The sequence below is a fragment of the Ardenticatenales bacterium genome, assembly GCA_020634515.1.
Lineage (GTDB): Bacteria > Chloroflexota > Anaerolineae > Promineifilales > Promineifilaceae > JAGVTM01.
On sequence record JACKBL010000009.1, the window covers coordinates 152,082 to 170,192 of the forward strand.

At 57.7% G+C, this 18,111-nt stretch carries 15 protein-coding genes; 4 read left to right on the forward strand and 11 right to left on the reverse strand.

From position 1 onward, the window contains the following. Positions 1-37 precede the first annotated feature (37 nt). The 6 genes from H6650_20820 to H6650_20845 all read right to left on the reverse strand — a co-directional run bounded on the left by H6650_20820 (position 38) and on the right by H6650_20845 (position 7,100). On the reverse strand, positions 38-949 hold the full coding sequence (locus H6650_20820; protein MCB8954453.1) for a cytochrome c oxidase assembly protein: 912 nt from the start codon (positions 947-949) through the stop codon (positions 38-40). A 72-nt stretch (positions 950-1,021) separates the two neighbouring features. After that, positions 1,022-2,308 (reverse strand): MFS transporter, encoded by a 1,287-nt coding sequence (locus H6650_20825; GenBank protein MCB8954454.1) that lies wholly within the window; start codon positions 2,306-2,308, stop codon positions 1,022-1,024. Positions 2,309-2,486: 178 nt separating this feature from the next. Beyond that, positions 2,487-3,227: an HAD family hydrolase gene (locus H6650_20830; GenBank protein MCB8954455.1), complete on the reverse strand. Its 741-nt coding sequence runs from the start codon at positions 3,225-3,227 to the stop codon at positions 2,487-2,489. A gap of 43 nt (positions 3,228-3,270) precedes the next feature. Beyond that, on the reverse strand, positions 3,271-4,407 hold the full coding sequence (locus H6650_20835) for an acyl-CoA dehydrogenase family protein (GenBank protein ID MCB8954456.1): 1,137 nt from the start codon (positions 4,405-4,407) through the stop codon (positions 3,271-3,273). Positions 4,408-4,541: 134 nt separating this feature from the next. Further along, positions 4,542-6,092, reverse strand: a complete 1,551-nt coding sequence (locus H6650_20840) for a long-chain fatty acid--CoA ligase (GenBank protein ID MCB8954457.1) — start codon at positions 6,090-6,092, stop codon at positions 4,542-4,544. Between the two features lie 450 nt (positions 6,093-6,542). After that, the gene (locus H6650_20845; GenBank protein MCB8954458.1) at positions 6,543-7,100 is read right to left on the reverse strand and encodes a PRC-barrel domain-containing protein; all 558 of its coding nucleotides are present in this window, start codon (positions 7,098-7,100) and stop codon (positions 6,543-6,545) included. A gap of 623 nt (positions 7,101-7,723) precedes the next feature. On the opposite strand from H6650_20845, the gene H6650_20850 reads away from it, so the two are divergent. Then, positions 7,724-8,953, forward strand: coding sequence for a cysteine desulfurase-like protein (locus H6650_20850; GenBank protein ID MCB8954459.1), 1,230 nt, complete (start codon positions 7,724-7,726; stop codon positions 8,951-8,953). 109 nt (positions 8,954-9,062) lie between these two features. Here the strand turns inward: H6650_20850 and H6650_20855 are convergent, their stop codons facing one another. The 3 genes from H6650_20855 to H6650_20865 all read right to left on the reverse strand — a co-directional run bounded on the left by H6650_20855 (position 9,063) and on the right by H6650_20865 (position 11,560). Continuing rightward, positions 9,063-9,959: an SPFH/Band 7/PHB domain protein gene (locus H6650_20855; protein ID MCB8954460.1), complete on the reverse strand. Its 897-nt coding sequence runs from the start codon at positions 9,957-9,959 to the stop codon at positions 9,063-9,065. After that, positions 9,956-10,951 carry an SPFH domain-containing protein gene (locus tag H6650_20860; protein ID MCB8954461.1) on the reverse strand — a complete coding sequence of 332 codons (996 nt, stop codon included), beginning with the start codon at positions 10,949-10,951 and terminating at the stop codon, positions 9,956-9,958. Before H6650_20860 ends, H6650_20855 begins: the two co-directional genes overlap by 4 nt. A 177-nt stretch (positions 10,952-11,128) precedes the next feature. After that, positions 11,129-11,560 (reverse strand): SufE family protein, encoded by a 432-nt coding sequence (locus H6650_20865; GenBank protein ID MCB8954462.1) that lies wholly within the window; start codon positions 11,558-11,560, stop codon positions 11,129-11,131. A 250-nt stretch (positions 11,561-11,810) separates the two neighbouring features. Between H6650_20865 and H6650_20870 the strand changes: the two genes are divergently transcribed. Continuing rightward, entirely contained in the window at positions 11,811-13,316 is a 1,506-nt protein-coding gene (locus H6650_20870; GenBank protein ID MCB8954463.1) for an FAD-dependent thymidylate synthase, read from the forward strand. A 22-nt stretch (positions 13,317-13,338) separates the two neighbouring features. On the opposite strand, the gene H6650_20875 is transcribed toward H6650_20870, so the two are convergent. Together H6650_20875 and H6650_20880 are read right to left on the reverse strand one after the other, a co-directional pair. Continuing rightward, positions 13,339-13,794, reverse strand: a complete 456-nt coding sequence (locus H6650_20875; protein MCB8954464.1) for a DJ-1/PfpI family protein — start codon at positions 13,792-13,794, stop codon at positions 13,339-13,341. 479 nt (positions 13,795-14,273) lie between these two features. Next, a complete protein-coding gene (locus tag H6650_20880) occupies positions 14,274-14,576 on the reverse strand; it encodes a hypothetical protein (protein MCB8954465.1) in 303 nt (100 codons plus the stop codon). A gap of 526 nt (positions 14,577-15,102) precedes the next feature. Between H6650_20880 and H6650_20885 the strand changes: the two genes are divergently transcribed. Both H6650_20885 and H6650_20890 read left to right on the forward strand, forming a co-directional pair. Continuing rightward, a complete protein-coding gene (locus tag H6650_20885) occupies positions 15,103-16,527 on the forward strand; it encodes a hypothetical protein (GenBank protein MCB8954466.1) in 1,425 nt (474 codons plus the stop codon). 140 nt (positions 16,528-16,667) lie between these two features. Beyond that, entirely contained in the window at positions 16,668-17,861 is a 1,194-nt protein-coding gene (locus tag H6650_20890; GenBank protein MCB8954467.1) for a tetratricopeptide repeat protein, read from the forward strand. Positions 17,862-18,111 lie beyond the last annotated feature (250 nt).

The window sequence follows — 18,111 nt, forward strand, 5'->3', positions numbered from 1 at the left end:
CATACCTTCATACCTCATACCTTCATACCTCATACCTTCATACCTCATACCTATTAATCCCCGGCGCCAACATCGCCTCCGGCGTATCCCAGGCCGCTCTTGGCTGCCACGGCTTCTTTTCCTCGATGTCTAACCATTGACTCAGTAGCCAGACGGCGGCATACGTGAACGTGACGCCGCCGACCATCCAGGTGACTGCGCCGCCCAGGTGGAAGCTCTCCAACGGCGTGATGGTGAGCCAGGGAAGGGCGGGCGTAGGGTAATTGTACTCTGTATGCTCTGTAAACAGGAAGAAAAGGCCGCTGATTTTGATGGGCAGCGCGCCAATGGCGGTGTAGGCGATGTGCGGGATGCGCGGCAGCGGCTGGTGCAGGCGGGGCGTGGCGGCGGTGATGTGCCACCAGTAGAGCGCGCCGGCGGCGGCCAGGCTGAGCAGGGCTAGATCGCGCAGCCAGGGGTGGTCCAGTGTGGTTTGGTGCAGCGTGGGGTCGTACCACAGCCAGGCGGCGGCGACGAAGGCCAGCAGAACGGGACCTTTGCCGGTGACGCGGCGTAATCGCTCCGGCCAGTGATGGTGTGTTTCTCGTTGTTGTCGCAGGTGGGCGCGCCAGGATGCCGGCATTCCATACCACAAAAACGGTAGCGGATTGGGGATGAAAAAGAGGCAAGGGATGAGGGTGAGCAGCAGCAAATGCTGCGCCACGCCCAGGAAAAAGAACTGCGTCGCCAGGTAATCCAGGGGAGAAACGAGGCTGATGAGGAGCAGCAGCAAGCTGGCGAGGAAGATGGACAGGAGACCGGGGGAGGCGAGAGCTTGCAGCGCGTGGCTGTCCGGCGGCTGTTTGCGCAGCCATAACCAGCCGCGGACGTAGAAAATGCCGGCAATCACCGCAAACAGTATCACCAACGGGCGCATATGCCACGACAGCGTGAGGATATTCATGCTCATGCCGCTAAGTGTATCAAACAAAGGCGGAAGGCAGAAGGAAGAAAGCGGAAGGGCGGGCTTTCCTACAAACCTTTAATCTGTAGTGGCGGTCACCAGCGGGACCACGCGCGTCATCGCCAGCCAGGCGAGAGCCATAAAGACCATGCTGAAGGGGTAGAGCCAGCGGTACTGGTCGCCAAGTGTGTCCACGACGACGCCGCCCAGGGTGGGGCCGAGGACGGCGGCTAACTGGGAGGAGAAGTAGTAGAGGCCGGTGTACGCGCCGATCTTGCGTTCGTCGCCGTAATCGTAGACGAGGGGCAGGCTGTTGACGTTGACCAGTGCCCAGAAAATGCCGGCAATCACCAACACCACCACAAACGTCACCGTCCCCTGAATCACGAAATAACTGAGCGCAAACAACAGCGTCAGCCCCAGCAGCCCCGTCTGAATCGTGCGCCGCCGCCCCCATCGCGTCCCCAACAGCCCCGCCGGCCACGCCATCAACGCGAAGGCAATCGGAACCGCGCCCGCCAGGATGGACGCCCGCCCCGCTTCGATCCCCAGCGTAAAAACGGCAAACGACGACAGCCCCGCCTCCAGCGCATTAAAGCCCATGAACCAGAACAGGATCGCCAGCAGCACCCACAACCCGCTCTTATCCGATTGGGCGAACATCAGGCGCAAATGCGTCAGCACCCCCGACAGTTCCGCCTCGCGCGCCTCCTGCGCGTGCCCCAACGTGCGCGGCTCGCGCACCAGGGCCACGGCTACCCCCAACGCCAACACCAACAACGCCGCCCCCATGATGAACGGCGCCGACCGTCCTAGCCGCGTGAACAACATGCCGCCGAGGACAAACGCCAGGATCGCGCCCAACCCGCCCATCAGGTTGATGATGCCGTTGGCTTTGCTGCGTTCGGCAGGCGTGTACAGGTCGCCCAGCCAGGCAACGGTGGGGGAGCGGAAGAGGGCCATGCCCACGTTGGTGATCAGGATGAAGGCCGCCAGCGCCAGCGCCGTTTTCGCCAGGGGAATGGACACAAACCCCAGCACGGCGATGGGCACGCCCAGGATGATCCACCCTTTGCGGCGGCCAAAGCGGTTCCAGGTGTGGTCGCTGCGCTCGCCCACCCAGGGCTGCACGAACACGTTGATCAGGTTGTCCCACGTCATGATGAACAGGGCCAGCGAGGGTGGCAGGGCGAAACCGACCACGGCGGGGATTTCGCGCCCTGCCGCCAGCAGTTGCCGCTCAAATTCCGGGTTGCCTGCCTGCAAAAAAATGGGGATGTACTGGTTGAAGATGGGCCAGATAATGCTGATGCCCAGGAATCCGAACCCGACGATGGCCGTTTTTTTGTAATCAAACTTCGCCATTCTTGTTGCCCTCCAGAAGTCGGGCCTCCCCGCCCGACCCGCCAAACCAGAATTTGAGTACCTTGTCAATGAAGTTTTATTATGACGATTGGAGTCGAGGCTTTAGCCGGGTCAACCCCCATATGTGGCCCGGCTGAAGCTTCGATGCCAAAAACGCCAGCGTCCGACTGTGGGAAAGTCAGGCTGGCAGGATGTCCAGCAGTTCGCTCAGGTAGGTGATGGTGTAATCGGGGGTGACGCCGTTGAGGGCGCGGTCCAGGTGGGGCGGGCGGATGAGGACACTGGTCATGCCGGCATTTTTCGCACCAATCACATCATGCGCGGGACGATCCCCCACATACATCGCCTCGTCCGGGGCGGTGTCCAACATCGTCAGCGCCCGCTGGAAAATGGCCGGATGCGGCTTCATGTAGCCCGTTTCCCCGGACGTGATGCGCACCGGGAAAAACTCCAGCAGATCGTAGATTTCCAACTCAATGTCCCGCATCCACATCGGCGTGAACGAGTTCGTAATCAGACCCAGCCGATAGCCGCGCCGGCGCAGCGTCGTCAACACCTCATGCGCATCCGGGAAAGGAACCACGCCCGGAATCGGCTGCCAGTCGTATGCTTGCAGCAGCGCCATCTCGTCAAACTGCCCCATATCAATGCCGCAAGCCCGCAGCGTATAGTTGAGGGCATCTTCGATACGCGCGGCGGTCCAATCCACTCTGGCCTCGTCCCACACTGCCTCGATAAACTGGATCAATCCCTGGGAGAAATCGGCCAGCGGCGGCAGTTCGTAGCCCAGATCACGCAGATAGGCGTGGACGCCGGCGGCGCGTGCTTGCTGAAAGGCGCGCCAGTTCAGCGTCCCTTGCGACCAATCAAGCAGCGTGTCATCCAGATCAAAGATAACGGTTGTGACGGTTTTGTTCATGAATGACCAAAACCCGGTTTCTTCTCAGAAACCGGGTTTTTCCCTATTTACGGAACAGTTCGCGCACGATAATGTTGCGCTGAATCTGGCTGGTGCCTTCGTAAATCTGGAAGATTTTGGCGTCGCGCATCAACTTTTCCACGGGATACTCCGACATGTAGCCATAACCGCCAAATACCTGGACGGCGTTGGTGGTCACTTTCATGGCGGTATCCGCGGCGTACGCTTTGGCGAAGGCGGCGGCGGTGGTGTTTGCCTGGCCGGCGTCCACGGACCAGGCCGCTTTCCACATCAACATGCGCGCGGCTTCCACCTGCATCGCCATCTCCGCGACCATGTGGCCGATGGCCTGGTGCTGCCAGATGGGCTGCCCCATGGTGACGCGCGTCTTGGCGTATTTGATCGCCTCGTCCAGAGCGCGTTGGGCGACGCCCACGGCGCCCGCGGCCACGCCGGGGCGACTTTTGTCGAACACCTTCATGGCGGTGATGAAGCCTTCGCCTTCGTTGCCCAGCCGGTGGGTGACGGGCACGCGCACGTTGTCGAAGATGACTTCGGCGGTGTCGGAGGCGTGCTGACCCATCTTGTCAAACGGTTTGCCCACGCTGACGCCTTCCCAATCCCGGTCTACGATGAAGGCGCTGATGCCTTTGTACCGTTTGCCGGGGTCGGTGTAGGCGAAGACGGTGTAGAAGTTGGCTACGGTGGCCCCGGTGATGAAGGTTTTGCTGCCGTTGAGGATGTAGTGGTCTCCATTGAGGCGGGCGGTGGTTTTAATGCCGGCAACATCCGACCCCGCTTCTGGTTCTGTGAGACAATAGGCCGCCATCTGCCCGTCGGCCAGCCGCCCCCCATACGTCTCCTTCTGCTCCTCATTGCCGGAGATCAAAATCGGCAGCCAGGCCAGCAAACACGCGCCAATCGCCGTACTCATGCCGGAACACCCCCAGGCCAATTGCTCCGTCACCAGAACCTCTTCCAACAAACTCAGCCCCATGCCGCCATACTTTTCCGGCACGTTCATCGTGGTAAAGCCCAGGGACTGCGCTTTTCTGATCACGGGCCAGGGATATTCGTGGGTTTTGTCGTAATGTTCGGCCACGGGCACGATTTCGTTTTGCGCGAAATCCCGCGCCAGTTGCTGAATCATCTGCTGCTCTTCCGCCAGGCGGAAGCCAATCGAACCATTTACACTCATTGTGTACTCCTTGATAGTGGACAGTGGGGAGTGAATAGTGGACAGTGGACAGTTGGTAGCTTGTAGTTGATAGTTGGTGGTTGCCACTCACCACTCGCCACTTGCCCCTCCCCCACTCACGCCTGCCGCAGTTCCGTCTTCAAAATCTTGCCGGTCGCATTCATGGGCAAGGTGTCGCGGAACTCGACGTGGCGTGGATATTTGTAGCTGGCCATATTCTCTTTTGACCAGGCGATTAATTCTTCCGCGCTCAATTCGACGTCTGGTTTCAGGACCACAAACGCCTTGATTTCTTCGCCGTATTGATCATGGGGGATGCCGATCACGGAGGCCAGGCTGATGGCGGGGTGCATCATCAGCACTTCTTCCACCTCGCGCGGGTAAACGTTGAAGCCGCCGCGAATAATCATGTCCTTGACGCGATCCACGATATACACGTATCCATCTTCATCTTTGCGGCCGATGTCGCCGGTGTGGAACCAGCCGTTGCGAAAGGCTTCCGCGTTGGCTTCGGGTCGCTTGTAGTACCCTTTCATCACGTTGTGCCCTTTGATCACGATCTCGCCCAGGTCGCCCTGGGGAACTTCGCGGTCTTCGGGGTCTACAATTTTAATGTCCACGCCCCAGACGGGGATGCCCACGGAGCCGGGCTTGGTGACGCGGTCGGCGCGGTTGAAGGAGGCGACGGGGCTGGTTTCGGAGAGGCCGTATCCCTCCAGGATGACGACGTTGAACTTTTGCTCGAACGCTTTCATTACTTCCACGGGCATGGCCGCGCCACCGGAGGCGCACAGGCGCAAATTGCCGGCAATTTTCTCCAAATCATATTTGTCCGCGCCTGGATGGTTGAGCAAAGCCCAGTACATCGTGGGCACGCCGGCAAAGATGGTCACGTTTTCCGTATCCATGGCCGCCAGCGCCGCGTCCGCGTCAAAGCGGGCCAGCAGGACGAGGGTCGAGCGGGTGTAGAAGCCAGAGTTCATCTGCACCGTTTGCCCGAAGGAGTGGAACAGGGGCAGCACGATCAGGTGCGTTTCGTGTTCGGCACGCTCGTACATGTTGTCCGCCAGGCGGGCGTTCATGACCATGTTGCTGTGGGTCAGTTCTGCTCCTTTGGGTCGCCCGGTGGTGCCGCTGGTGTAGAGGATGACGGCGGTGTCGTCGGGGTCCGTGGCGACGGTGTTGAACACAGGCGGCTGCGTGCCCATCATCATGCCCAGGGTTTGGGTGCCGGCAATCGGGGAAGGTCCGGCGGGGTTGGCTGTGATCATGAAGAAGTGTTCGCAACTGCCGGCATCCTGGAAGCCGGCGTATCCCATTTGCCCCATGGGGAGCTGCTCGGTGCCTTCGAAGCAAAAATAGGCTTTGGCATCGGAGTCGCTGAGGTGGTAGGCGATTTCGCGTGGCTTGAGCAGAACGTTGAGGGGAACGACGACCGCGCCTGCTTTCAGGATGCCGTAGTAAATGATGGGGAAGTAGGGGAGGTTGGGGCAACTGATGGCGACTTTATCTCCGGGTTGAATGCCGGCATTTACCAACCCATTCGCCACCTGATTTGCCGCGCCATTCACCTGCGCATACGTCAACCGAGTCTGTCCAAAGACCACGGCATCCCGCCGCGGCACCTCGCGCGTACTGTCTTCAAGCAAAACCGCTAAATTGAGCATGGGAGCCTCCTTTGAGAGAAGTTGGTGGTTGGTAGTACCCGTTGTTCCTTCGTCACGGCTAAGGACTGGCGATGAAATAGGATACGAAACTGCATCGCCAGTTTGAAGGAGCGGTAAGGAGTGACTATACAGGTCATCTGCCCAGATTGGACCAATTTGCTCTGGTTGAATCTTATTGATGTCTACAAAATTGGTCCAATCTCTCGGAGACGTGAATAGTTACGGTAAGGATTTGATTCCGCTCCTAAGCCCGATTGGACCAATCTCCAGAGAGCGTTAGTAGTTACGTTCCTTCAATAATAATGGTAATTGCAAGGCGGCCAGTGCGGAAAGCGTTACCCTGCCTGTTTCCCGTCGGCTGTTGACCGTTGACGCCTCGCCGGACGAGTCTATGACGCGCCCATAGTAGTCCGTGGCCGGAAACGCCCCCTCAACGGCGTTGTGCGGGAATCAACTACCTGCTTTTGCTTCCCCATCCGCTCCCGCATCCGGGTTCGCCGGCGCTTCCAGCGGCGTGGCCTCGGCGCGGGTGATGTCCACCGTCATCACCCCATCCTCCTGCCCCACGTCCTGCACAGCTTCGCGAGCGATCAGGCGATTATCGGCAATGGGGCCTTCCACATACACGCGAGCCAGGCTATAGCCGGCCACGTTCGCCTCTTCGTCCACAATGATGTCCCCCACGGTCCCCACCTTTGTGCCGCCCGGCGTGTCAATGCCCCGCCCTTGCAAATCGCCGCGCCGCAGCCAGCCCGCCGCCGGCGCATACTGATTGCTGTCCGTTACCACGTTGTTGTTCTTCACCAGGATCACATCCAGGCCAAAAACGCTCACGCCATCTCGTGGAATTAACAGCGCCTTGCGGCTAAACAACCCTTCTTTGCCCAGAAAAATACCCGTAATCGTGCCTGCTTCTTGATCGAGGTAAAGGTCTTTGACCTCACCAAGTAGCTTGCCCTCCGTCACGCTGTAGATGGGCTTTCCTACCAAATCCTTGCCCAGACGCATATTCGCTCCTTCGAAAATAGTGGTCGGTGGATAGTTGACAGTGGGTAGTGCCCGCCTTAGCAGGCTGGTGGCTGAAGCCGACGCCGAACATTTTCATCCCTCGTGCGCGCCCCACTTCTGGGGAACGCCTGCGAAAATGTGGGGCGATTTTCCAAAGGGCGTGTTTCAAATGGGCTGCTCAGGCTGCCCGCGCCGTAGGACAATTCGCCGAATTGTCCACAGCATGCAACCGTCAACTGAAATGAAACACACCCTTTTCCAAATCGGGCTACTGTGAAAACAGGTAGGTCGTGCCTCTTGCTCGACCGTCCGAACAAGATGTTCGGACTACTTTTCATCCTTCAACCTTCGTCCCGCGAAAACGGTCAGCCGTTGGCAGAAACGGCACCAACGCCAAAAGAGGCTCCTTCGTCCTTCATCCTTGTAACCGACAGTCCGGTGATTATAGTCTGATCCGCGGGTCTGGTAAAGTGGTGTAAACTAGCGGCACCGCTTCCGGCATGGAGGCGACCATCACCAAATAACGGAAAGCGGAAAACGATAAACAAGCCGCTGCCCACCGCCTACCTGCAACTTCCAACCTCCAACCATCATCATCAGGAGTCTTCCCCATGTCCACACAACTGAATCCCGAAAGACTGCGCCGTCTGTTTCCGGCGCTGCAATTAGAAGTGAATGGCAATGCCGCCATCTTTTTTGATGGTCCGGGCGGCACGCAATCGCCGCAAGGCGTTATTGACGCTATGTCTGGCTATCTGGCATATGGTAGCAGTAATTTGGGCGGCCCCTTTCTCACCAGCCGCCACGCAGATGAGGTTGTGGCGGAAGCGCGCCAGGCCATGGCGGACCTGCTCAACGCCCGCCGTCCCGACGAAATTGTGTTTGGGCAAAACATGACCAGCCTTACCTTCGCCGTCAGCCGGGCCATCGCCCGTACCTGGGAGGCCGGGGATGAGATTGTCGTTACTCGTCTGGACCATGATGCCAATATCTCTCCCTGGCTCTTGGCCGCGGCGGATCGGGGCGTGATGGTGCGCTGGTTGGACTTCGATCCCGTGGATTGTACTCTGCGGTTGGAGAGGCTTCCCACGCTGCTCAACAAGCGCACGCGACTGGTGGCCGTGACTTATGCCTCAAATGCCGTCGGCAGCATTACGGATGTGCGGCGAGTGGTACAGATGGCGCGCGAGGTGGGGGCGCTGGTCTACGTGGACGCGGTGCATTACGCCCCGCACGGCCTGATTGACGTGCAGGCGTTGGACTGTGATTTTCTGGTTTCTTCGGCGTACAAATACTTTGGGCCGCATACGGGCATTCTCTATGGCAAGTATGCGTTGCTGGAGAGTTTGACGGCGTATAAAGTGCGTCCCGCTCCTGCCCAGTCGCCGGGCAAGTGGGAGACGGGGACGCAGAGTTTTGAGAGTTTGGCTGGGGTGACGGCGGCGGTGGAGTATATTGCCGGCATTGGCGGAGAAACAGGCACCCGCCGCGAACGCCTCACCCGCGCCATGCAGCGCATCCAACACCACGAAGCCCGCCTCAGCGAACACTTTCTGCGCGGCGCGGTTCAAATCCCCGGTCTGCGCGTCTACGGCATCACCGACATAGAACGCCTATCGCAGCGCACCCCCACCTTTGCCGTCAGTCTTGCCGGCCATACGCCAGAAGAAGCAGCCACCTACCTCGGTCAGCAAGGCATCTTCGTCTGGCACGGCCACTACTACGCCATTGCCGTCATGGAACGCCTCGGCCTGCTCCAACAAGGCGGCCTGGTCCGTATCGGCTTTGTGCACTACAACACCATCGCCGAAGTAGACAGATTGCTAGACACCCTGAAAGAAATGAGCAAGTAAAGCGTGAAAGGGTGCTGGTGATTGGGATGAAGGAGGCAAGGGCAGGGTCCTGAGACTGGTTCGTTCTACCCGCTCAAACCTCCACTCACCCATTCACCTATCCCCCCTCTTACCGCTGCGAGGCCAGAAGCTGTGTCAACAGCTCCGACTGCGGCGGCACCAGCACCACGTCCGACTCCGCCTTCAACACGTTTTCCGTCTCCAGAATTTCGAACATCGCCTGGGAAACCACCGGGTCCTCGCCGATCTTTTGCAGCGCCGCGCCTACAATCTGCGGGCGCATGGCGTTCGCGCGGGCGAACTCCACCGCCGCGCGCCGCTCTGCCGAACTGGTAATCACGCTCACCCGGTTGGCTCCATCCTGACGGATGGCGGACGTCACCTGGCGCAAACGATTGACCACCTTCTCCTCGATCTGCTTAATCATCACATGATCGCGGAAATGCACCTTGCGGATATAGACGGAACCCAGCTTATACCCCCATTCGTGCGACTTGGGCGACACCTCCGCGCGCACGGCGCGGCTCATGACGTGCCGCGTCGCCAGCATGTCGTCCAGGCGCATGTTGCTCAACGTGCGCACTGTGGCACTGCTCACATTGGCCGATAGGGAGCCGCGCGGGTCGGTGTTCTTGAACAAGTACGCCACGGGATCGCTGATGAACATTTCATACCAGACGCCAATGCCCATGGGCGCGCCCTCTTCGGAGTTGACGGGCAAACTGCGTAGATACTGCTGGTCCAGGCGCATATCGAGCACGTACCGTTTGCCGAACCAGTTCACGATCAGGGCAATAGGCCCCATTTTCAACCACAGGAGTTGCAAGCCAGGCTCTTGCAGCACGCCCACAACCTTCCCGAACAGTACATAGACGTGCGCGGTTCCTTCCTGCACGATGGCGTACACGCCAAACATGCGCAAAAACCAGCGGAAAATCGGCTCGCCAAAGAGCAGCACGACGAACGTAATCGCCGCCGCCGTGAAAACGTTCAAGAGACCGGTCATTTTGACACCTCCATAATCACGCGGCGCGCCCGTGAATACAGCCCCAGGCGCACGTTACGCAGGTAGGCGTCTAGCACGTCGGGACCGCTTGCCTTCAGTTCGCTCAACTGCGCCGCCAGCATATTTAGTGGCTCCACTTCCGCCTGCGCCTTCAGCGTCTCAATCTCCACCGCCCGTCTTGACTGTACGATGGTCTGGTCCGCTTTGGCCTTCGCCAGGCTGATGTCCGAGGAAACTTCATTGTGCGCGGTGTTGATGGCCGCCAGCGCCGATTCGACTTCGTGCGGCGGGTCAATGCCCGTGATCAGCGAGGCGTCAAACTCGATGCCATAGCGGGCGGCGGCGGAGGCGCACTCGTGCTCCATGTAGTCGTTGATTTCGTTCAGGTTTTTGCGCAGGTCGTTGATGGACACACCCACCAACAGGTCGCTGTCTACGTCTTCGTCTGATTCCAGCAGCGCGCCACCGTTCGGGGATTCAAAGCTGGCAATGCGTTCGCGCAAGATGGCCACGAAGTAGCCCATGACATGAATGACGGGGTTCTTCACGCCAAAAATATAGGCGTACATGTTGCGTTCGCAGACGCGGTAGCGGATCTGCCCGGTGAGGCCGATGTTGAGCTGGTCTTTGGTAACGGCTTCCAGAATGGTGCCGTTCTGGTTGGCCGTGGGTGTTTCCAGGTCCATGGCCATGTTGATGGTTTCGGTGGCGATGGAGACTTTGTAAATCTTCTCCCAGGGCCATTTGAAATAGGGGCCACCCGGTTGGATGACGCGCACTTGCGGGTAGATGTACCGCTCCTTGTCCTTTTCGTTGAGGGAGTCCGCGATGGGGTCGTCCAGTGTGGTGGCTTTGCCCAGGCGTACGGCGCGCCCGAAGCGGGTCTTGACGGCGCGCTCATTTTGGTCCACCGTGAAAAAGCTGGTGAGGATGTAGCGCAAAAAGAACCAGCCGATGAAACCGAGGAATATGCCGATTAGGGCTGATGGCATGGTATTGAACCTCCTTTGAATGTGTCTTGTTGGGTGGGTTTCTGATTTGCTTGAAAAGCGTTATTGGTTAGGTTGGTGATTGGTTGTGTCAGTGGTCCATAGGGCCGGCGGCAGGTTCAGGCAACGGACCAGGTAGTTCCCACGGTGGTGTGTCTGACGCATAGCGGACTGCCGGCATTATGATGCTCCCGTTTTGGTGACCTGCTGCTTCATGTGGTGCAGAATGGCGCCGATCCCATTCAATCGTTGGCTGGAGAGGACTTCTTGCAGTCCCATTTGGTAATAGAAATCAAAGGGGATGGCCAGCAGTTGCTCGCGGGTCAGGTCTTGCGCGCCTTCTTGCATGATTGAGGCAAAGCCGCGCACTGTTGGCGATTCTTGGGGGACGTCGAAGTAGAAATGGAATTTGCCGGCATTTTCTTCCGCATACAACCAGATTGGCGTGATGCACTCATGCACCTGGTGCGCATCATCCTGCAGCGCGTGCAATCGTGCCGGCACATCCGGCAGCCGCTCCGCAAATTCAAGCAGATACTCCAGTTTCTCCCGTCCCTGGCAGTCGCTAAAATCCTCGACAATCTCGGCCAGTCGTGCCGGCAAATCACTCATGCACACACCTCACAAAATGATTGGTCCCCCGTAAAAACTTGGATAAAAGCACCCTTATTTTACCATAAGCAATTGCCGCACGCAGGCCAGCCCCATATACTCCCTCCCAACAACCGTCAACCAATAAACGTCCGCCGACGACAACTTCCATCCCCCTCCAAACAGGAGAATCACCCTGGAACAACCATTCCACTCCCCCGCCCCCCACATTACGCTGATCAACACCTTCGCCCGGCCCTACGACAACGCCGTGGCCACCGCGCGCACCTGCTATTCCCCCAATGGCCTGGTCCTCCCGGAAGATGTCAGCCTGAAACCCGACCTGCGCGACCGGATTGCCACCACCATTTACCAGGCCGGTCACCATACTACCTTGCAGCACGCGCACGTCCAGTTTGGCCTGGAAAACGTCAGCCGTCATTTCATCTGGTCTTTTTTGCACGCGCACCCCTTTTACAACAGCGAGCAAGTGAGCCAGCGATACGTGCGTGTCGAACCGCGCCAGATGGCCGTGCCCCCGCTAACCGGTGCGGCGCTGACTGTCTATAGGCAGACGATGCAGCGGCAAATAGATGCCTATCAGGCGCTCATTGACCTGCTCACCCCCACCGTGACGCATTTTTACTTCCAGACGTTTCCCCAGCGCGCCCCTGCCGCGCGCCGCGATTCTCAGGCGCACCCCCTGGCGCGCCGCTGGATACCCAAGAAGAGCATGGAAGTGGCGCGTTACGTGCTGCCCGTCGCCACGTTTGCCTACCTTTATCATACGGTGAGCGTATTGACTCTGCTGCGGTACTATCGTTTGTGCCGGCAATTTGACACACCCCATGAGACGCGCATTGTCGTGCAAGGTATGGTAGATGCCCTGCTGGCCCTCGATCCGCAATTAAACAAAATACTGGAAGAGCCGCTCCCCCTGGAACAAACCCTCGAATATCAATTTTGGCAGTCCGCGTCATGGCCCGCGACAGCCAGTGCCCCCGCGTTTCGCCAGGAGTTTGATGCCGAACTGGGCGATCACGTCAGCAAGCTGGTTTCCTGGAAACAGGACAACGAAACCCTGCTGGCTCAATCCGTGCGTGAGGTTTTGGGGCTGCCCCGCGCCGCACTCAATGACGCGGCGGCCATCGCCCTGGTGCTGGATCCGCGCCAAAATCCTTACTTTGGCGAATCTTTGAATGTGACCACGTTGAGCAAGCTCACCCGCACCTTGCACCACCCCGGCTACACCTTTCGCAAGAAGCTCTCCCACACCGCGGACAGCCAGGATCAGCGTCATCGCACGACGCCCGCCAGCCGCCCGCTGCTCTCCGCCTACCTGGGGGATGACCCAGACTTCATCACGCCCGCGCTGCTATGGCACAACGATACCGCCCGCGCGCTGTATGACGAGACCATGGCGCGCACCTGGGAAGGGATTCACGCCCTGCGTCGCCTGGGCGTGCCTGATGAATATGCTGCCTACTTGCTGCCCAATGGGGTGGCAATCCGCTTCAGTGAAAGCGCCGATCTCCTGGCGCTGCACCACAAACTGCGCCTGCGCCTTTGTTACAATGCGCAGGAAGAGATTTTTGCCGCCAGCCAGGATGAGGCGCTGCAAATCGCGGCCATCAACCCGACCATTGGGCAATATCTGGGCGCGCCATGTACGCTGCGCCATGCAGCTACGGCGCGCCCCATTTGTCCTGAAGGGGATCGTTACTGTGGGGTTCCGGTGTGGAGACTGGCCGTGGCCGACTACGACCGCGTCCTGTAGCCACCAGCCGCGCGATTATCGGTTACAATGTGCCCAGGCCAATGCGATCAGCCAGCCCATTGACGAATTCGATCAATCCCTGACCCGATTGTGGTTGGCATGTTACCTGTGGGAGCCACTCACCTAAATCTTTGGCCAGAGGACTTGCCTCGTCCGTGACAGCGACGAGGCCGTTGTCGGTGGTGACGGATTGAATCAATGATTTGACGCGGGCATCTCGGCGCAGGGATTCACCGTTGTAGCCACGTGCCGGCAAAATCAACATCGTGGCATCATTGGGGCGTACTGGCTCGTCCACCAGGCAGTGGTCCGCCTTGATCGCCACGCCGTGCTGGCTATATACCAGCTTGTTGCCAAGACTGACACTCTTTATCGACAGCCCGGCCCGCCTGAATGTGTGCAGCAAGTAAACCACTTCCAGTTCGTCAAATCCATCATCAATAAGCAAGAAGCTGTGCATTTGGTTCTTTTTGAGCATGATTACTTCTACCTTCCTGCACGAACGCCGGTCAACCAGACCTGGCAACTACCCCCACATAACGGCGCGTTTTGCACGGTAAGTCACTGAAAGGCTACCCACACAACTTCACCCCCTTGCTCGCGGACAGCGATCCAGGCTCCGCCAACTAACCGCATCACATTTCTCCTGCGTTGTTAAGGAGCGGAAACTAAATTAGTGGCCGTCCGCAATTACGTTGGCGGAAATGTGCGGACAGCGACTATCATGGATAGCTTGTCCGTAACCGTCCGTAAAAAGTGTGAAGTTGTTTTCGGATGGTTACTTAAGATGACGAAGTCATTTCCTTACCGCTCCTTCAAACTGGCGATGCAATGCACCTTTATTTCATCGTCAGCCCTAAACTGCATACTTCCGCACATGGTACCCACGACCAGCCTCCCCGCACCATGCAAAAGATGGCGCTTCTTTCTGTTCGTGACCACGACGCTGTACGTCCATTACATGCCCGTACAACTGCTGGAAGCAACCGCGCAATCGCCATTGCTACCGGTGTCCCCGGTGACGTAGCCGGTGGTAACCGGGTGTATCGTACCAGGCTCAGGGGCAGAAATGGACGCTCCTAGACTGCTGATGGCGAAAGCTGCAACGAACATGAAATTTAACACTTTTTTCCACAACACTTTCTTTCTCCTCATAAAAATGTCGAAAATTGACCAAAACTTGTTTTCTGAGACTGATTTTCGCGCATTCGATCCGATTTTTTCTGTGCTGCGCTGCCAAAAATCAACTTTCGCCATCATAATGGAAGATGGTCTATAATAGGTCTTAGATTAGCTGTAATACCCCTATAAATAAGCTATAATGGGTGTCGGTGCCTTGAGGACTGACGAGGAATAAGACGATTGCAACTATTCACGCCCCCCTTCCCGGAAGCTGTTTTGATGCTAGATGATTGGAATGATGAGTCGCTTTGGGCTTGAAAGCGAGCTTGCGGGAAGGTCCCTGAGACCATATATCCCCGAGGTTGAATAGTTGTAACGGCCAGGCCCGATTGGACCAATTTTCTCTGGTGAAATGGGTGCAATCTCCAGAGCGCGTTACTAGTTATGGAGCGGTGAGAAAATGACTTCGTCATCTTGCTTAATTTCCGCTCCTAATATAGAAACCGGACCACGATGGGTTTAGGCCCGGAGAGATCAAGGCCAATCCAGAAAAATATCGATTGGGAAAAGGCGCGATTTTCTGGATGGGCTTGAGGCTTTTTCGGTATGGAATAGGATCATTCAAATTCCGAAAAAGCCTAAGGTATCATGTAGGTTGAGGAAAATGACGGATGCGGTAGGGATGTTGGAAACAGGAGACGTACTGGCGGCACTGCGCCTGTGGCATGGCGGGGATACGGAAAAGTGGCCGCTGGCTCACCTACGTCTATCTTCGGATGCAAGTGTTAATGAGGCGACGTTTGGTAGCCTGGCCCAGGCCGGACCAGCAGCTCGCAATCGAGCGGTCCTGGATCGTGGGTTGAAGGTTCTTGCCGGCATTTCACCAGAAGCAGAGGATCTGCTGCGTTGGCGTTTTGAACATCGTCAAGAGGCGCAAGAAATCGCCAACCGCCTCAATATTGCTCTGCCCACTATCTTCTTTCGCCAACGACAGGCCATCAAACAACTCGCTGAAATTCTCATCAAGCTGGAGGACGATACGCGCGGCGGCTGGAAAGATAAAATGCTGGCACGCCTCGATTTGCCATCCTACGAAGAACTGGTGGGCATCAAGGAAGCGCGTGCGGCCCTGACAACGGTCCTCCTCGGCAGTGAAACCAACTTCATCGCCGCGCTTGATGGCCTGGGGGGCATTGGCAAAACATCACTCGCGGATCGCGTGGTTAGAGATATTATTGACCAGGGGGGCGGTTTTGCTGAGATTGGCTGGGTCACCGCCAAACAAACACATCTGTCCTCAATGGGCAGACTGCAAGTAGAGAGTGGACGCCCCGCCCTCACCTTTCATATGCTGATGGATAGGTTGGCGGAGCAATTCGCCCACGTAGACAACGCCCGCATCTCCCAGTTGGAGCGACACCGCTTTGTACAGCAGACCATGCGCGAACGCCCCTGCCTGATCGTCATTGATAACCTGGAAACGGTTGCTGATTACGATACCCTCCTACCCGAACTACGGCAGTGGGTGGACCCGACGAAGTTCTTGCTGACTTCTCGGCGCCGTTTACTTGATCAACCCGACGTCTTCTCTATTTCCTTGCACGAACTGCCGCCAGACGCCGCCTTCCAACTCGTCCGCATGGAGGCACGCCGCGTTGGCCATCTTGATCTGCTGCACGCTTCCGACCATGATTTGCGCCGTATCTACGATGCCGTCGGTGGCAATCCCCTAGCCCTGAAGCTGGTCACGGGACAGCTTCGTTTCTATTCGCTTCACGAGGTGCTGGATCGCTTCAACAGCACCAAGGTCAGTAATCCTTCCGGCCTTCTGGATTATGTTTACCGCGAGGCGTGGGAGGGATTGAGCGACCAAGCGCGTGAGATTTTGATAATCCTCACGGAAGCGGGCGAAACAGGATTCACGTTGAACCATCTCAACAGCCTGGCATCTATGCCGGAGAGGGATCTACATCGCAATCTGGAGGAGCTTATTCTTCTTTCTCTGGTCGATATTGGTGGGACATTGCTGGACAAGCGGTATCGACTGCACCGCCTGACCGAGGTTTTTTTGCGCCAATTGCTGGCATAATCAATTGAACAGGCGTCTTTTTTTGTCGCACGACATCCCCGGATCCACACCGTACCAACCAGAGGGTTTGGTTGTAGTGAATTTTGGCCTTTGACAGCGAACAAAGTTGTTCCAAAAGGGTGGGCACGAGGCAAAGCGCGATGAGTGACATGAACAAATGGCGAGAACGACAGCGACAGATACGGCTCGCCAATGCTTTGCACTGGATAGAGACATTAAAGGCCAGCGATGACATGCGCGCAAAGGTTATCGCCGAATACGACAACCTTCTGCACAGTCTGGAAGGGCTGTTGTTGGAGCCTGCTCACTTTCATGTCGCCTATGATTTTATCCAATTGTTGTTTCCCGTCATCTTTGGCTACGCGGATTGGGGACGCTGGGATAAATATCTGACGGATGCTTTGGCGTGGAGTCAACAAGCAGGGTCGCCGGAAAAGGAAGCGACGCTGTGCGAGCAGTTAGGCGATCTGCGCCGCCATCGGAATGCACTGGACGAGGCGGCGGCGGCGTATCGGCAGGCGCTGACCTTGTTTCAGCAGGTTGACGACCAACCAGCCTACGCGGGCACGGTGGCGAAACTGGCAAGCCTGTACGAGGCGCAGGGAAATGTGGCTGAGGCCCAGACGCTGTGCGCGGAAATTGCGCCACTGGCGCAAACCACGTCCAATCAACGTGTGATTGCGCACCTGCATATGACCAAGAGCCAGATTCACATCCAATTGCGGCAGTGGGAACAGGGCGCGCAGGCGGCGCAAATCGCGCGCGTGGCGTACAAGGAGGCGGCAAACTCGTTAGCCGAGGCGCGGGCGATGTGCAATGTGGTTGCCTGCTGGGCGAATATGGGGTTGTGGGAGCAGGCGCAGGAGGTGTCGGGGGAGATTATGGCGGTTTTTACGCACGCGGCAGCTTTGGCGGATCTGATCAGGTTGAAAAACAATCTGGGAGTGATTGCCTACAAGCAGCAGATGTTTGACGTGGCGGAAAAGACGTGGCAGGAGGCGCTCAGCCTGACATCACAGACGCAAGAGTCAGAGATGATGCCCCTTCTCCTGAACAATCTGGGGATGGTGTATCGGGATATGGGGGAATGGGAGACGGGGCGGAGGATGTTGGAACAGTCGGCGGCGGCGTTTGATCTGTTGGGGAATCTGGCCGGTTGGGGAAATGCGCAAGATAATCTGGCGGAGTTGTATGAGATGCAGGGGGATTGGGATATATGCCGGCATTTATCCCAACAAACACTTGACCGACTGACCCCCTACACCCATGAATCCCCCTTCTCACAGCTTATCGCTTCCCTTCAGCAGCGCCTTGACCGCCTGCCCCCAGGTTGACCCCGACACCTACTCATGGTGGCCGGAGTCGCGGCTTTAGCCGGGTCAAACCGCCATATGTGGGCCGGCCAAAGCCGCCACTCCCCCAACCCCCGTGTTCAGTCACTAGAGACCCTTGTAGCTCCCGGCATTTCATTACAACCTCATTATAGGCGCATTATAGGCGATTATAGTACGCTTCATAAACGCCCGTGCTATCATGCTGTCATGACCATGTGGGACTTCTTCCCTGGTCAATGGTCCTGCCATG

Coding starts and splice junctions, on each gene's coding strand:
- H6650_20830 (MCB8954455.1), bottom strand. CDS start 3,227: ATGAACAAAACCGTCACAACCGTTATCTTTGATCTGGATGACACGCTG.
- H6650_20845 (MCB8954458.1), bottom strand. CDS start 7,100: ATGCGTCTGGGCAAGGATTTGGTAGGAAAGCCCATCTACAGCGTGACG.
- H6650_20875 (MCB8954464.1), bottom strand. CDS start 13,794: ATGCTCAAAAAGAACCAAATGCACAGCTTCTTGCTTATTGATGATGGA.
- H6650_20855 (MCB8954460.1), bottom strand. CDS start 9,959: ATGACCGGTCTCTTGAACGTTTTCACGGCGGCGGCGATTACGTTCGTC.
- H6650_20860 (MCB8954461.1), bottom strand. CDS start 10,951: ATGCCATCAGCCCTAATCGGCATATTCCTCGGTTTCATCGGCTGGTTC.
- H6650_20890 (MCB8954467.1), top strand. CDS start 16,668: ATGAGTGACATGAACAAATGGCGAGAACGACAGCGACAGATACGGCTC.
- H6650_20820 (MCB8954453.1), bottom strand. CDS start 949: ATGAGCATGAATATCCTCACGCTGTCGTGGCATATGCGCCCGTTGGTG.
- H6650_20825 (MCB8954454.1), bottom strand. CDS start 2,308: ATGGCGAAGTTTGATTACAAAAAAACGGCCATCGTCGGGTTCGGATTC.
- H6650_20840 (MCB8954457.1), bottom strand. CDS start 6,092: ATGCTCAATTTAGCGGTTTTGCTTGAAGACAGTACGCGCGAGGTGCCG.
- H6650_20865 (MCB8954462.1), bottom strand. CDS start 11,560: ATGAGTGATTTGCCGGCACGACTGGCCGAGATTGTCGAGGATTTTAGC.
- H6650_20885 (MCB8954466.1), top strand. CDS start 15,103: ATGACGGATGCGGTAGGGATGTTGGAAACAGGAGACGTACTGGCGGCA.
- H6650_20880 (MCB8954465.1), bottom strand. CDS start 14,576: ATGATGGCGAAAGTTGATTTTTGGCAGCGCAGCACAGAAAAAATCGGA.